This is a genomic window from Mycobacterium sp., assembly GCF_035603715.1.
Taxonomy (GTDB): domain Bacteria; phylum Actinomycetota; class Actinomycetes; order Mycobacteriales; family Mycobacteriaceae; genus Mycobacterium.
The window spans coordinates 1-14,621 of the sequence record NZ_DATNJW010000313.1 but is presented as its reverse complement, the minus strand read 5'-3'; the positions used below and the strand labels follow the sequence as shown (position 1 = coordinate 14,621).

Genomic DNA, 14,621 nt, shown 5'->3' with positions numbered 1-14,621 from the left:
GTCCGGAAACCGCGCTCACGAAGTCGTGCGGCTAGAGCAAGTGGCCGAACAGGCGGCGCAGGCACCCGGCGACTACGCGTCGGCATTTCAGGAGATCCTGCACCAGCGGGCGAGTGGCGCGGTCGCCACCAAGTCCATCCTGGCCTACCGGGGCGGGTTCGACGGCGACCTGAGCGAGCCGTCCGCAAAGCAGGTGGCCGAGGCGGCTGGCCGGTGGCGTGAGCGCGGTGGTGTCCGGTTGCAGGATCGCGTTCTGCTGCGCTTCGGGTTGCATCAGGCGTTGCGGTTCGGCAAGCCGCTGCAATTCCACGTTGGCTTCGGCGACCGGGACTGCGATCTGCACAAAGCCAATCCGCTGCTGCTGGTTGACTTTCTGCGCGCATCGGCCGACACCCCGATCGTGCTGTTGCACTGCTACCCCTACGAACGTGAAGCCGGGTACTTGGCGCAGGCTTTCAACAATGTCTACCTCGACGGTGGACTCAGCGTGAACTATCTGGGAGCCCGGGCGCCGGCGTTCCTCGCGCGACTGCTCGAGATGGCGCCGTTCGGCAAGCTCCTGTACTCATCGGACGGTTTCGGCCCGGCCGAACTCCACTTTCTCGGGGCGGCGCTGTGGCGCACCGGTATTCACCGGGTGCTCAGCGAGTTCGTGGCCAACGGCGACTGGAGCGAAGCCGACGCCATCGGAGTCGTCGACCTCATCGCGCACGCCAACGCCGCACGCGTCTACCCGCTTTGACGCGGTACCGCTCTCATCACTGCGGCTGCGGCCGGGTGCGCACCAGCGTCGGCCACCAGAACCACGGCCCCAGGATTCGCAGGATCGACGGCACGACGAACGAGCGCACGATCAACGTGTCGAGCAGCAGGCCGATGCAGACGGTCGACCCAACCTGCCCGATGGTCCGCAGATCGCTGGTAAGCATGGCCAACATGGTGAACGCGAACACCAAACCCGCCGACGTCACCACGCCGCCCGTGCTCCCCAGCGCCCGGATCAGACCGGTGTGGATTCCGCCGTGCAGCTCCTCTTTGACCCTGTTGATCAGTAGCAGGTTGTAGTCCGACCCGACCGCCACCAGGATGATGAACGTCAGCGGCAGGACCAGCCAGTGCAATGGCAGGCCGACGAGGTGCTGCCAGAACAGGATGGACAGACCGAACGCGCCGGCGTAGGAGAAAGCCACTGTCGCGGGAATGACCAACGCGGCCATCAGACTTCGCGTGATGAACAACATGATCAAGAAGATCAACACAAAGGCCGCAATTGCCGCGATCATCAGATCCGACATCGCGTATTCCTTGATGTCCTTGTCATTGGCGCCCGAACCGCCGATGTAGACACGCGCCCCAGCCAGCGATGTCTCTTTCAGGATCGTCTTGATTGCGTCAGGGAACTGTTCGACGTGCTCGACGCCTTCGGGGCCCATCGCGTCGCCCTCATGGGTGACGATGAACCGGGCGGCCTTGCCGTCCGGCGACATCATCAACTTCATCCCCGTCTTGACGTCGTCGTTGTCGAAGCCCTCGTGCGGGATGTAGAAGAAGTCGTCGCTGCGCGACTTGTCGAAGTCGTTGCCGACGTTGATCGAGTCGTCGAACGTCTGCTCGGTCTGGATGGACTGCAGGTCCGCCGACCCGTAGCTGTTCACCAACTTCTTCTGCAGGGCCTCCGTGTCGTCGGCGGTGGCTTTCAGCTCCTCAATGATCTTCGGGAAGGTCGCATCCACCTCTGCGAGGGAGATTCTGGCGAATTTGATGTCTTCGGCCAGGTGGTCGATGTGGTCGAGCGCGTCGAACAACGATCTGAACGACCAACAGATGGGAATGTCGAAACAGTGCTTCTCCCAATAGAAGTAGCTCTTGATCGGCCGGAAGAAGTCGTCGAGGTTGGAGATTTCCTCGTTCATCTCATCGGTGACCTTCTGCAGGTCTTGAACGGTGAGCACGGTGTTGTGTATTTCGTCGGACACCTTCTGGAAGAAAACGATCTCTTTGCGCAGCACCGCAACCGAGTGCGCCTGGATATCCGCTTGCTGGTCGGTGTTCATGTTCTGCTCCCTGTTGAACGGGAGTTGTTGGCCGTTGCCACTGCCCTGGGTGGTGAACAGGTAGGGGATGGTGGCGTGTTCAAGGGGCCGACCCAACGGCCGGGTGATGCTTTGCACCATGGCCACACCGGGCAGGCGGATCAGTGCTTTTGCCACACGGTCCAGCGAGATGAAGTCGGCGGAGTTGCGCATGTCGTGATCGGTTTCGATCATCAGCATCTCGGAGAACAGTTTGCTCGGCGGGAAATGGCGGTCGGCGGCAGCGAAGCCTTTCCTGGCCGATGCGCTGGCGGGCTGGTATTGACGGTCGTCGTAGTTCTGCTTGTAGGTGGGAACGAAGACCGCTCCGATCATCACGACCGCGGCGCTTGCTGCCAAAATCGGTTTCGGCCAGCGCACCACGCTCGCGCCGATCCGCCGATACAACGCGCCCTTGACCTTTGTTCTCGGCTCGTAGAGCCCGAAGATGCTGCCTAATGTCAGCAACGCCGGCGCCAGCGTGAGTGCGGCCGCGATGGTGAACAGCATGGTGATCGCGACGGCGGGTCCCATGGTGTGGAAGTAGTTCAGCCGAGCGAAACTCAGGCAGAAACATGCGCCCGCGATCGTCAGCCCCGAGCCGATGATGATGGGCGCCACGCCCTTATATGCGGTGTAATACGCGTCTTCTGGACTTTCCCCATCCTGCCGGGCTTCCTGATATCGGCCCATCAGGAAGATGCCGTAATCGGTTCCCGCTCCCAACGTCAGCGAAATGACGACGTTCACCGCGAAAGACGACAGCGGGATGATGCCCACGTGGCCGAGGGTTGACACCACGCCCTTGGCGACCAATATCTCGAACAGGACGCTGTACATGGGGACCACCAGGGTGGTGATGCGGCGATACACCAACAGCAGCATCACGAAGATCAGGATGATCGTCACGATCGTGATGTTGTTCAGGCTGTCGTTGGCGATGGACAGGGTGTCCGAGGCCAGCGGGGCGGCGCCGCTGACATAGACCTTCAGCCCCGGTGGGGGAGTGTCCTTGTTGATCAATTCCCGTACGGCGTTCACGGATTCGTTGGCTTGCAGCTGGCCGATGTCACCGGCAAGGCGCAACAACACGTAGGTGGATTTGCCGTCCACGCTTTGCGCCCCGGCCGCGGTGAATGGTTTGCCCCACAGATCCATGGCGTATTGCACATGCGCGGTGTCGTGCTTGAGTCGCTGGATCAAGTCGTCGTAGTACCGGTGGTCACCGTCGTCCAACGGGCGGTTGGCTTCCAGCACGATCATGGTCAGGCTGGTCGACGTCGACTCCTGAAATTTCTCGCCGATCTGGAGCATGGCGAGCTGCGACGGGGCGTAGGTCGGGACCATCGGGCCGGCGAGTTCTTCTGCGACCCTTTCCACTTGCGGCATAAAGGCGTTGGTGGACACGGCGAGCAACGCCCAGAGGACGATGATCGGTATCGCGAGAAGGCGGACTGTCCTGGCGACGAACGGTCGCCCGGCACGATGTGCGCTCACGCGGATTTCACCCTGCACTGGACATCGGCGTCGCTGTGGGTCGTCGACTGCTGGTCCCGCACAACACCATCCACCAGCATTCGGCAGACCGCCTGCGCGCCGTGTACGTGCGCGGAGATGCTGCCCGACACCACAGTCAGGACCGTCGTCTCGGTATGTGACCACGGCAAGGCCTTGATGTCGACCCGGTGCGGGTGCCCGTCGATGTCGACGTAGACCAGCATCCCGCCACTGCCGACCGAGCCGGACAACTCGTAGGTGAGGCGCTTGGGATTGAACTCCTCGGGAGCCTGTGGACCGTTGACGGTAGTGACTGGCTTCGGTTCGGAGAACTGGTGCACTTTCCACATGCAGACCGCGCCCAGAACGAGCGCGATGACGGTCACCAAGGCCATCCACCCGCGCTGCAGGAAAGCGCGGGCCGCTGAACGTTGGCTCACTCGTTGACCTTTCGGAATCTCTGGTGACGTTAGTTGGCCCGACGCCCGGGAGTGCGCTACCCCGAAGGTGCCTTCCTGGCGGCCCTCGCTCTCCCGGCGCGGGGCGGCTCGCATGCCTGGAGCGAATATTTCGCCTGCGTTTGCTTGCTCGCCAGGGCGGTGGAGGCGATGGTGAATCGATCGCTGGTGATCGCAACGCCTGTCTTGCGGTCCACGAGAACGGGCTCGGCGATCTCCACGGTGTCTTTATTCACCACGGCCACCTTCGGGCCTTCGGGGGCGAAGTGCTTGTTGCCGAATGCGAGGAGTGCGAACAGAACCGGGATGAAGTCCTCGCCGCGCTGGGTGAGGTGATAGCTGTGCCGCGGCGGATGCTGTTGGTACAGCTGCTTCTCGATGAAGCCGGCGTGTACCAAGCGCGTCAGGCGCGTGCTTAGGATGTTCGGCGCGATCCCCAGGCTGGTCTGGAGCTCGTCGAAGCGATGTGCTCCGCGAAAGATTTCACGAAGCAGCAGGATGCTCCATCGTTCGCCCACCCGCTCAAGCGTCTGCACGACCGGGCATTCCGTCTTCCAACTCGGCTTACGGTCCATCCAGTACCCCCTGTGCCTTTCAAATTGAAAGTGACCATAGCGGGGTTAGCTGGATCGCGCAAGTGAACGCAACCGTACACTCGGATAAGCGGCCAATTGGCTTGTCACAGCCGGAACATCTCCCGGGACATCGCGGCTTCTTCGACGAACCTCTCCCGCCGTGGATGGTGATAGGGCCGCCCTTCCGTGGTCGTCGTCAATCGACGCAACTGCCATTGCCATTGCGGGACACCCGGATTCCGGTCACCAGCGTTGACCGGGTCTTCCTGCGGCTCGATGCCCGGCCCGGGGTATGAATCGTCGACCTTGGTCGAGTAGGGAGCGTGCTCGGTAATCGTCATATCGACTCCTAAAATTCGAATCTTGTTATGCCACTTGGCTTGATGTCAGCTGGTGAATGTGGCGAGATGGTCGGTGATGAATTCCTGCACCGTCGTGGGCTTCTTGCCGCCGATTCGTTCGACCAGGTCGTTGTTGCCCGCGAAGATTCCGTTCTGGTAGTCGACGGCGACGTTGCTCAGGTGTTGCGCCAAGAACTCGGGAAACCCCCGGGCCTTGATGCCTTCGATCCACGTCGGGATGTCTGCGGGCTCGTAGCGCACCGGCCGTCCCAGCGCTTCGGAGATGGCGTCGGCGATCTGGTAGTGGTTCATCTCGACCGCCCCGAACAACGGGTAAACCTGGCCGGCGTGGTCGCCGGGGTTCTCCAGGATCGCCGCGATGACCCGGCCTTGGTCTTCTGCCGTGATCGGGGCGTGACGTCCGTCGCCGAAGGGGAGTCGCAGGACGCCCTCCTCGCGGATTCCCTGGGCGCCGAAAATCGTGAACCACTCCGCGAAATACGTTGGGCGCAAATGGGTCGCAGCAACCGGAGACCAGTCCAGGATCCGCTCGCCCAGCCAGTGGATGCGCGCCGCATCGCTTGCGGCACCGCGGCGGGCCGAGATCTGTGACATGTTGACGATCGCGCTGACTCCGGCCTCTTCGGCGGCCTGGGCGAAGGTTGCGGTCGCCTCGAGCAGACCCGGGCTGATTGGGTAGACGAAGTAGGCCGCCCGGGCGCCGTCGACCGCCTCGCGGACCGTGTCGATATCTTGCAGATCGCCGACGATGACCTCGGCGCCACTGTCACGCAGATTTGCAGCGCGGTCGTCAAAGCGGTGCACGAGGGCGCGCACCCGGTGGCCGCGTTCGAGCAGCAACTTCGCGGCGTATCCGCCGGTTCTGCCGGCCGCTCCCGTAACAAGCAACGCAGGCACGTCGGTGCGGTCCGTCGCGGTGTACTCACTGGTCATTGGTCGTCCCTCTCTTCGCAGTCACTCGCAAGAAGCTCATATCTACGCACTGTCACAGCTAGCTCTACTAGAGTCAAGCTAAAAGCAAACGTGATTTATGCCCATTGCAGAAGTTAAAATCAGGGAATAAATTAATGTATGCAGGCAGAAGTCAGCATCCACGGACGGCGGGACCAACCCGGGCGGCTGGCCTCGCCGCGGCCCCTTCTGATGACTTACCGAGAAACACGCAGTGGCACAACGCATGCAGAATCCGCATTAGCTAATTGGCTTGACAAAACATGAGCCAGTCGCGATGGTTAGGGCTGTCGACCGGGCGGCGACGACGCCGCCGCGTACACCCGAGGAGTGTCTCGATGAGCGGATCAGCCGCACCGATCCTGGTGACCGGTGCGACCGGGCGTCACGGATCCACCGGCGCCCACGTCGCACGCCGCCTGCGCGAAGAAGGCAGCCCAGTTCGAATCTTGGCCCGAACGCTCAGCGAGCGCACCGACGCGCTCGCCGCGCTCGGCGCCGAAGTGGTCATCGGGGATCTGCATGATCGCCGCAGTCTGGTCACCGCGTTCACCGACGTTGAGTTGGCGTATTTCACCTACCCGGTTGAAGCCGGCGTGGTCCCCGCCGCGGCCAATTACACCGCCGCGGTTCGCGAGACGGGACGCGCCATCAGGACCGTCGTCATGTCGATGGGACCGGCGCACCCGCTTCATCCCAGCGATCTTGGCCGTGCACAGTGGCTGGCCGAAGAAGTAATGACCTGGGGCGGGCTCGACGTGTTGATCTTGCGAGTCGGTGCGACCTTCCACCAGAATCTCATTGCGTTGCACGGTGACTCGATCAGGCGAGACAATCTGCTGCGTAACAGCTTCGGTGAAGGGCAAGTCGGCTGGATCAACGGCAGCGACGCGGGCGAGCTTGCGGTGGCAGCTCTGCTGCGCCCGTCCACCTTCGATGGTCCGGTCTGCTACCCGACGGGATCGGAGCTGCTGAACCACCACGAGATCGCCGAGATCCTCACTCAGGAGCTCGGGCGTCCGATCACCTTCGAGCCGATCTCACCTGACCAGTGGCGCGACGAGCTTGTCCGCGTTGCCGAGGATCATCCGGGTGGAGTCGTCAACCCCGCCATGGCCGGCCACATCGCCAATGTCGGAGCTGCGGTCGCAGCTCGAGGTGCCCCACCCGCCGATTGCACGCAATTGACTCGACTCATCAACCGGACGCCGGTATCGCTGCGGGAGTTCGTGCGTGCCAATCGTGCGGTGCTGTAGGTAACAGCAAACTCTAGATAACTGTGGCCAAGGGTATGTCCCAGCTAATCGTGTCTAAAAGACAGATCAGATAAGCGCTTTCGAGTATGAACTCAATCGGGCACTGCAGTCCCAGTGCCCGGCTGGCCCGTCTCGCCGGGTCGATCGCCCTGTTCAGCACCGGATAGCTCAGCCATCTGGCTATGGCGAAGTAATGCCAGCGGCTAGGATGATGCGATGACCCCAGCAACTGACGCGATGACTCTGACAGGGCGTCTGGCCGATGGTGACAGAACCGGCTACCGAGAAGTCTGTCCTATCGAACGGGCCTTGGACACCATCGGAACACGTTCAGCTTTGGTGCTGCTTCGTGAGGCATTCTGGGGCACCACGCGTTTCGAGGATTTTGCGCAACGCGCAGGCTTCACCGAGCAAATCGCGGCGACGCGTCTCAAGCAGCTTGTCGATGCTGGGGTTCTGGCCAAGCAGCCGTACAAGTCGCCTGGGCAGCGGACCCGCTACGAATACGTGCTCACCGGACGTGGCCGCCAGCTGTTTCCCGTACTCGTGAGCCTGGTCGAATTCGGAATGCTCTTGCAGGGCGACGCGAGACGCCTCGACCTGGTGCACGGTGAAGGCTGCGGCGCGCCGCTGGCCACCCATGTCCAGTGCGCGGAAGGCCACAACGTGCAGCTTGCTCAGGCAGAGGCGCGGCTGCGGCCCAAACAAAAACGCTGAGCCAGGCCACAAACCGCACGCGGCTCACACGACGCACTGTTTGAATGCTCCTATGGTCGGTGCGTGGATCGGCTTCGCGGCCGGGTTGTTGATGGTGATGGGGACGCTGATGAGCGTCGCGGGCACCCTGGTCGTCCCGCGGGCGGTCAATTCCCCGGCCAGCCGGCTGGTCGCGTGGCTCCTCGACATCGTGTTCCGGATCCTCACCAAGCCGGTGCGCTCCTTTGGGCGCAGGAACGCGATCCTGTCCTGGCAAGCGCCGATGTCGTTGCTCGTCCGGCTCGCCGCGTGGCTGGGCATGCTCGTCGTCGGCTTCGCGCTCTTGTTGCTGCCGAGTATGAAAGGCCATCTAGGGCAAGCTGTTTCCGAAGCGGGGTCGTCGATCTTCACCCTTGGCTACGCGGCGCCGTCGACCGGTGACAGCACGACGCTGGAGTACCTGGCGGCGTTCACCGGGCTGGTCGTGATCGGGCTGCAGGTCGGCTACCTGCCGACGCTGTACTCCGCGTTCAACAAGCGCGAAACCGACGTCACGCTGCTGGGCACCCGGGCCGGCGTGCCGTCGTGGGGTCCGGAGCTTCTGGCCCGCAGTCGGTGGGGCATTCAGGGCGGCAACATGGCGCAGGTTCTCGAAGCGTTGTTCTTCTCGTGGGAGCGGTGGGCCGCAGAAGTAACCGAATCGCACACCACTTATGTCACTCTGGTGCGCTTCCGTTCGCCGCATCCGCTGTCACATTGGCTGACCTCACTGATCGCGGTGATGGATGCCGCCGCTTTGCACCTGTCGCTGGCCCCGTCGCTCGAACCCAAACTAGCGCCGCGCCTGGCGCTTCGGATGGGCTTCGTCGCCATCTCGCAGATCGCCCGGACGATGGTACGGACGGTGCCCGACGAGCCCGGCCCGGACGCGCCAATCTCCGTGAGATTCAGCGATTTTGAACAGGCGGTCGCCATACTCCGCGAAGTCGACTACCCGATCGAGCGCTCGGCGGAGGAGGCGTGGCCGCATTTCCGGGGCTGGCGGGCGAACTACGACGCGGCGGCGCTACTGCTTGCCAAGCAGCTCGACGCCCCACCGGCGCCGTGGACGGGGACGCGGCGCTGGCCCTCCACTCCGATCGTCCCGCGTCGGCCGCCGGCCATGATGGCGCCCCGAGATCGACCAGAACGGTAGCCTCACCGCATGGAACGTCCGAGGCGCGGCCCGGTGTGGTTGGGCATCGATGTGGCTTGTGTGCTGGTGTTTTGCGCCGCGGGGAGGCGTAGCCACGACGAGGGGCTCAACATCGCGGGCATCACCTCGACAGCATGGCCCTTCCTGAGCGGGACGGTCGTGGGGTGGCTGGCGGCCCAGGCGTGGCGCCGGCCGACAGCGATATACCCCACCGGGGTCGTGGTGTGGCTGTGCACGGTCGTCGTCGGGATGCTGCTGCGTAAAGCCACCTCGGCCGGCGTCGCCGCCAGTTTCATCGTGGTGGCGTCGTCAGTCACCGCGCTGCTGCTGCTGGGTTGGCGAGCGCTAGCCCAAACCAGGCGGCGAGCAAAGCTCTCGAAAAGGCGGGCGTGACCATGGCGCGAACAGACAGCGACACCTGGGGTCCGGCCACCAGCGTCGGAACGACCGCGACCTTGGTGGCGACCGCGAGGGCGCTGGCGCACCGGGCGGGGTTGATCAACGACCCGTTCGCCGAGCCGTTGGTCAGCGCCGTCGGGAACGACTTTTTCACCAGGGTGGCCAGCGGCGAGATGGCTCTCAGCGATCTCGGTGATAACAACGGATTAGCACTGCTGACGGATCTTTTGGCGGTTCGTACCCGATTCTTCGACAACTTCCTCACCGACGCGTGCCGGGCCGGGATTCGGCAGGCGGTGATACTGGGGTCGGGGCTGGATGCGCGGCCCTATCGGCTGTGGTGGCCGGCCCGCACCACCGTGTACGAAATCGATCAACCTCAAGTGATCGACTTCAAAACCCAGACAATGCGAGGCCTCGACGCGGTTCCGGCCGCCAACCGGCGCGCGGTGGGTATCGACCTGCGGCAGGACTGGCCGGAGGCGTTGCGCAGGATTGGCTTCGACGCCACCGAACCCACCGTGTGGGTTGCGGAGGGCTTGTTCATCGGGTTTCTGCAGCCGGCCACACAGGAGCGGTTGCTTGACAACGTCACCGCGTTGAGTGCCCCCGGAAGCCGGGCCGCGGCCGACTATTTTCCGGACCGACCGCAGCCGCTCAGGAGTCAGGAACACGCTCTGGCGGATGGCTGGCGACAGTTCGGATACAAAGGCGACATGGCCGAGTTCACCTACGCAGAGGAATACCGCGACGTCGCCGAATCCCTGGCCGCACTCGGCTGGCGAACCGTGGTGACGGGGCTCGAGAAGTTGTTCACCGCTACCGGGCTACCGGGTTTGCGTCGCCAAGATCTAAACGGCGTGCCAGTGGCGGGCCGCTATGTTCGCGCGGTTTTGGCGTAGTCGCGGCGGAATGCAGTCAACGACGAGACGTTAGACATGTAGTGATGCTTCGACCCAGCCAACCAACCGCGTCGGGCCAGCTGCGTTTCCTGGCAGTCGGTCCGGACGATCCCAGGGCTCAGCCGCTGCTGGACGAGCTGGCCGTCGAGTATGCGCAGCGCTACGAGAGCACGCCGCCCACCGTGATGGCGTGGTTACGGTCGGTTCCGCTGGCGCAGTTCGCGGCGCCCGATGGCGGCTTTCTGATCGGTGAGGTCGATGGGATGACGGTCACCGGCGGAGCATTCCAGCGATTCGACGCCGAGACTGCCGAGCTCAAACGGATCTGGACCGACAGCGCGCACCGCCGCTGCGGGTATGCCACCGCACTGCTCGTCGAACTGGAAAACACCATCGCCGCTCGCGGATACCGGCGGGTGTACCTGACGACGGGCAACCGTCAGCCAGAGGCCGAAGCGCTGTACGAATCGACGGGTTACACACGGCTTTCGGAGCCGTTGCCATCGCGGGGACCGGTCTTCCCGATTGCATTCGTGAAGGATCTGCCGTGACTGATCAGTTGCATCTGGGCGTTGCACTCGACGGCTACGGTTGGCACCGGCAGGCCTGGCGAGCCACGCTGACCGCCCAGCCCGCTACGGAATCGGTTTTCAGCGGCCGGTATTGGTCTGGTTTGGCGGCCGCCGCGGAGCGTGGCCTGCTGGATTTCCTCACCATCGATGACACGCTGACACCCCAGCCAGGTCGGCGCGAATCGATCAGCCCGCGGCGGCTGGCCGGGCGCGCCGACGCCGTACTCGTCGCCGCGCGCATCGCCCCGGTCACCAAGCACATCGGCCTGATTCCGGTGGCCACCGTCACTCATACCGAGCCGTTTCACGTTTCCAAAGCCATCGCCACCTTGGATCACGTGTCGCACGGGCGGGCCGGCTGGCAGCCACGGGTCAGCTCGACGGCGCACGAGGCCGCGCTGTTCGGGCGGCGCGACGCGACCGCCGACGGTGGCGAATTGTTCGACGAAGCGGCCGATGCCGTCGAGGTGGTACGCCGGTTGTGGGACAGCTGGGAGGATGACGCGATCATCCGCGACGCGCAGACCGCACGCTATATCGACCGGGCCAAGCTGCACTACATCGACTTCCACGGGAAATACTTTTCGGTGAAAGGCCCGTCGATCACGCCGCGTCCGCCGCAGGGGCAGCCGGTGGTGGCGGCGCTGGCACATGGACCGCGGATCTACGAATTCGCGGCCACTAGCGCAGATCTGGTCTTCATCACGCCCACCGACGACGCGTCGCTGGACGCGATCCTCGACGAGGTGAAGGCGGCTGGCGGACAGCACTTGAAAGTCTATGCCGACGTGGTGGTGACATTCGGGGGCGATACCGAATTCGGTTCCGACGCCTTGATCTTCGACGGCAGCCCGGCCGATGTGGTCGACCTGCTGCTGGGCTGGCAACAGCGGGGCGTCGACGGTGTGCGGCTACGGCCGGCCGTCAACGCCACCGACCTCCCGGTGATCGTCGATGAGGTGGTGCCACTGCTGCAGCGGGCCAAGCGGTTTCGGACGTCTTATCGAGATGGCGAGACGCTGCGTGAACGACTCGGCCTGCCCGTCGCGCCCAACCGGTACACGCAGGTGCGCCCGTGACCACCGTCCCGCTGTCGATCCTGGACCTGTCGCCGATCAGCGCCGGCAGCGACGCCGCGACGGCGTTGCACAACACGATCGATCTCGCCCAACGCGCGGAGCAGTGGGGATATCGCCGGTTCTGGATCGCCGAGCACCACTTCGTCGGCGTGGCCAGCTCCGCGCCGGCCGTACTCATCGGGCAGATTGCGGCCGCTACCAACACAATTCACGTCGGATCGGCGGCGGTTCAGCTCGGCCACACCACGGCCGCCGCGGTGGTGGAGAGCTTCGGCATGCTCGACGCCTTCTACCCGGGCCGCATCGACCTCGGCCTCGGCCGCGGCCAGCGGCGCGATACCGGGTTCAAGCCGAAGAGCCCATCGGCGAAGAATCGACCACCCCGGCAGTGGCGCGAAGTCGACGGCGTGGTGATCCCGTTGCCGTTCGACCTACGCGGATTGCTCGACACCGAGCGTGTCATGGCGACGATGGAAATCCTGCAGCAGCCAGAGGCCGTGGCGCCCGACTTCGCCGATCAACTCAGTGACGTCCTCGCGATGCTCGACGGCAGCTACCAGGCCGGCGGATTCGACGTGCACGCGGTGCCGGGTGAGCGATCGGGGTTGGTGCCCTGGATCTTTGGCAGTACGCGGGGTCAGAGTGGGCGGCTGGCCGGCGCGCACGGACTGCCGTTCGTGGCGAGCTACCACATCACCCCGGCGACGGCGCTGGAAGCCATCGAGGCCTACCGGGACACGTTCGTCCCGTCGGCGACACTGCAGGAGCCCTATGTTGTGGTGTCCGCCGACGTCGTGGTGGCCGACGACAGCGCCACCGCGCGGCAACTGGCGGCCGGCTACGGGCCGTGGGTGTACTCCATCCGCACCGGGGTGGGCGCGGTGCCCTACCCGGCCCCCGGTGATTGCCGGCCGCTGACCGAAGAACAACTGCCCGTGGTCAAGGACCGGCTGGAGACTCAATTCGTCGGCGACGCCGACGAAGTCGCCGAGCGGCTGTCTGCCCTGCAACGCCTGAGCGGTGCCGACGAACTTGTCGTCACATCGGTGACCCATGACCACCAGGCGCGCCTGCGCTCACATGAGCTGCTCGCCCAACGCTGGGGGATCGGCAAATGAGTACACGGGAAGGCAAGCAGCGCAAACCCATTCATCTAGCCACCCATTTCCCGGGCGTCAACAGCACGACTGTGTGGACCGATCCGGAGTCGGGCAGCCAGATCGAGTTCGACTCGTTCGCGCACATGGCACGCACCGCCGAACGCGGGTTCTTCGACTTCTTCTTCCTCGCCGAGGGGCTGCGACTGCGAGAGCATCGTGGCCAGATCTACGACCTCGACGTGGTGGGCCGGCCGGACACGTTCACCGTGCTGGCGGCGCTGGCCGCCGTCACCGACCGGCTGGGGTTGACCGGAACGATCAACACCACGTTCAACGAACCTTTCGAGGTGGCAAGGCAATTCGCGACCCTCGACCAGCTGTCTGACGGCCGCGCGGGCTGGAACATCGTCACGTCGTCCGACGCGTTCACTGGTGAGAACTTCCGGCGCGGTGGTTTCCTCGAACATCCCGATCGCTACCAGCGGGCCGAGGAGTTCCTCAGCGTGGCACGTGAATTCTGGGACAGCTGGGCATCGGATGCCGTGCTGGCCGATGTCGATTCGGGAACTTATCTCAATCCCGACCGGGTGGCAGTGGTCGACCATCACGGCCCGCAATTCGATGTGCGCGGAGTTGCGACGCTGCCCGCTGGGCCGCAAGGACACCCGATTCTATTGCAGGCCGGGGACTCCGACGAAGGTCGCAACTTCGGCGCCCACTACGCCGACGCGCTGTTCACGCTGCATGGGTCATTGGAGGATGGCCAACGCTATTACGCCGACGTCAAAGGCCGCGCGGCATCGTTCGGACGAAATCCCGACGACCTCAAGGTTTTTCCCGCGGCCACGTTCGTGCTCGGTGATACCGCCGCGGAGGCTGACGACAGAGCGCATTACATCCGGCGCCAGCAGGTCAGCGGCCCGACGGCGATCGCGATGCTCGAGCAAGTATGGGGCCGTGACCTTTCGGACTACGACCCCGACGGACCGCTGCCCAAGGATGATCCGAGCGGCGACACCAGCATCACCCAGGGCCGCGTCCGGCACGGCGACCCGATCGAGGTCGCCCGGCGTTACCGCGAACGCGCTGAGGCACAGAATCTTTCGATCCGCGAGCTGATCATCGCGGTCAGCAGCCGTGAGCAGTTCGTCGGCACCGCCGATCACGTCGCCGCGGAGATCGACCGCTACATCCAGTCTGATGCCTGCGACGGATTCATTTTCGTGCCGCACCTGACGCCGCACGGCCTGGACGAGTTCGTCGACCACGTGGTCCCAGTGCTGCAAGAACGTTCAGGGTTCCGTACCGAATACAGCGGCAGCACGCTGCGCGAGCATCTCGGGCTGACGCGAGCCGACGCCGAGATCGACGTCAGCGTCACCGCTACTCAGACTTTTGCGCGCTAGCGTCTATCTCGATTCGCGCTGTGACGTGTTCTAGCCGGCCAGGGCGGTCGCTTGTCTGGTGGCCTCGAGGATCGGGCCACGCCACAAGTCGCCATGGCCCG

Annotated in this window: 15 protein-coding genes; 10 read left to right on the top strand and 5 right to left on the bottom strand. The window is 64.2% G+C overall.

The window, feature by feature from the left end; translation table 11 throughout:
• Positions 1-742 (top strand): amidohydrolase family protein (locus VN856_RS13005; protein ID WP_325689607.1); only part of this gene is annotated, 742 nt, incomplete at its 5' end.
• Positions 743-758: 16 nt separating this feature from the next.
• On the opposite strand, the gene VN856_RS13000 is transcribed toward VN856_RS13005, so the two are convergent.
• The 5 genes from VN856_RS13000 to VN856_RS12980 all read right to left on the bottom strand — a co-directional run bounded on the left by VN856_RS13000 (position 759) and on the right by VN856_RS12980 (position 5,897).
• Entirely contained in the window at positions 759-3,587 is a 2,829-nt protein-coding gene (locus tag VN856_RS13000) for an RND family transporter (RefSeq protein WP_325689605.1), read from the bottom strand.
• The gene (locus tag VN856_RS12995) at positions 3,566-3,964 is read right to left on the bottom strand and encodes an MmpS family transport accessory protein (RefSeq protein WP_325689609.1); all 399 of its coding nucleotides are present in this window, start codon (positions 3,962-3,964) and stop codon (positions 3,566-3,568) included. Before VN856_RS12995 ends, VN856_RS13000 begins: the two co-directional genes overlap by 22 nt.
• Positions 3,965-4,065: 101 nt before the next feature.
• A complete protein-coding gene (locus VN856_RS12990; RefSeq protein ID WP_325689603.1) occupies positions 4,066-4,602 on the bottom strand; it encodes a helix-turn-helix domain-containing protein in 537 nt (178 codons plus the stop codon).
• A gap of 104 nt (positions 4,603-4,706) precedes the next feature.
• Entirely contained in the window at positions 4,707-4,943 is a 237-nt protein-coding gene (locus VN856_RS12985; RefSeq protein ID WP_325689602.1) for a hypothetical protein, read from the bottom strand.
• A gap of 45 nt (positions 4,944-4,988) precedes the next feature.
• Positions 4,989-5,897, bottom strand: a complete 909-nt coding sequence (locus tag VN856_RS12980) for an NmrA family NAD(P)-binding protein (RefSeq protein ID WP_325689600.1) — start codon at positions 5,895-5,897, stop codon at positions 4,989-4,991.
• Positions 5,898-6,253: 356 nt separating this feature from the next.
• On the opposite strand from VN856_RS12980, the gene VN856_RS12975 reads away from it, so the two are divergent.
• From VN856_RS12975 to VN856_RS12935, 9 genes are all read left to right on the top strand, one after another.
• Positions 6,254-7,171 (top strand): NmrA family NAD(P)-binding protein, encoded by a 918-nt coding sequence (locus tag VN856_RS12975; RefSeq protein WP_325689599.1) that lies wholly within the window; start codon positions 6,254-6,256, stop codon positions 7,169-7,171.
• A gap of 309 nt (positions 7,172-7,480) precedes the next feature.
• Complete coding sequence (locus tag VN856_RS12970; protein WP_325689597.1) at positions 7,481-7,888, top strand: helix-turn-helix domain-containing protein; 408 nt, start codon at positions 7,481-7,483, stop codon at positions 7,886-7,888.
• 52 nt (positions 7,889-7,940) lie between these two features.
• On the top strand, positions 7,941-9,062 hold the full coding sequence (locus tag VN856_RS12965) for a hypothetical protein (protein ID WP_325689596.1): 1,122 nt from the start codon (positions 7,941-7,943) through the stop codon (positions 9,060-9,062).
• 9 nt (positions 9,063-9,071) lie between these two features.
• Positions 9,072-9,455, top strand: a complete 384-nt coding sequence (locus VN856_RS12960; protein WP_325689594.1) for a DUF3054 domain-containing protein — start codon at positions 9,072-9,074, stop codon at positions 9,453-9,455.
• A 2-nt stretch (positions 9,456-9,457) separates the two neighbouring features.
• A complete protein-coding gene (locus VN856_RS12955) occupies positions 9,458-10,363 on the top strand; it encodes a class I SAM-dependent methyltransferase (RefSeq protein ID WP_325689593.1) in 906 nt (301 codons plus the stop codon).
• Positions 10,364-10,407: 44 nt separating this feature from the next.
• The gene (locus tag VN856_RS12950; protein ID WP_325689591.1) at positions 10,408-10,914 is read left to right on the top strand and encodes a GNAT family N-acetyltransferase; all 507 of its coding nucleotides are present in this window, start codon (positions 10,408-10,410) and stop codon (positions 10,912-10,914) included.
• Positions 10,911-12,014 (top strand): LLM class flavin-dependent oxidoreductase, encoded by a 1,104-nt coding sequence (locus VN856_RS12945; protein ID WP_325689589.1) that lies wholly within the window; start codon positions 10,911-10,913, stop codon positions 12,012-12,014. Before VN856_RS12950 ends, VN856_RS12945 begins: the two co-directional genes overlap by 4 nt.
• The gene (locus VN856_RS12940) at positions 12,011-13,132 is read left to right on the top strand and encodes an LLM class flavin-dependent oxidoreductase (protein ID WP_325689588.1); all 1,122 of its coding nucleotides are present in this window, start codon (positions 12,011-12,013) and stop codon (positions 13,130-13,132) included. Before VN856_RS12945 ends, VN856_RS12940 begins: the two co-directional genes overlap by 4 nt.
• Entirely contained in the window at positions 13,129-14,520 is a 1,392-nt protein-coding gene (locus tag VN856_RS12935; protein ID WP_325689586.1) for an NtaA/DmoA family FMN-dependent monooxygenase, read from the top strand. The genes VN856_RS12940 and VN856_RS12935 overlap by 4 nt, the downstream gene beginning before the upstream one ends.
• Positions 14,521-14,621: the final 101 nt, after the last annotated feature.

What these genes read in the sequence shown, in the direction of transcription:
- VN856_RS12975 (WP_325689599.1), top strand. Translation starts at nt 6,254, where the DNA reads ATGAGCGGATCAGCCGCACCGATCCTGGTGACCGGTGCGACCGGGCGT.
- VN856_RS12985 (WP_325689602.1), bottom strand. Translation starts at nt 4,943, where the DNA reads ATGACGATTACCGAGCACGCTCCCTACTCGACCAAGGTCGACGATTCA.
- VN856_RS12960 (WP_325689594.1), top strand. Translation starts at nt 9,072, where the DNA reads ATGGAACGTCCGAGGCGCGGCCCGGTGTGGTTGGGCATCGATGTGGCT.
- VN856_RS12995 (WP_325689609.1), bottom strand. Translation starts at nt 3,964, where the DNA reads ATGGCCTTGGTGACCGTCATCGCGCTCGTTCTGGGCGCGGTCTGCATG.
- VN856_RS12990 (WP_325689603.1), bottom strand. Translation starts at nt 4,602, where the DNA reads ATGGACCGTAAGCCGAGTTGGAAGACGGAATGCCCGGTCGTGCAGACG.
- VN856_RS12935 (WP_325689586.1), top strand. Translation starts at nt 13,129, where the DNA reads ATGAGTACACGGGAAGGCAAGCAGCGCAAACCCATTCATCTAGCCACC.
- VN856_RS12965 (WP_325689596.1), top strand. Translation starts at nt 7,941, where the DNA reads ATGGTCGGTGCGTGGATCGGCTTCGCGGCCGGGTTGTTGATGGTGATG.
- VN856_RS12980 (WP_325689600.1), bottom strand. Translation starts at nt 5,897, where the DNA reads ATGACCAGTGAGTACACCGCGACGGACCGCACCGACGTGCCTGCGTTG.
- VN856_RS12955 (WP_325689593.1), top strand. Translation starts at nt 9,458, where the DNA reads ATGGCGCGAACAGACAGCGACACCTGGGGTCCGGCCACCAGCGTCGGA.
- VN856_RS12950 (WP_325689591.1), top strand. Translation starts at nt 10,408, where the DNA reads ATGCTTCGACCCAGCCAACCAACCGCGTCGGGCCAGCTGCGTTTCCTG.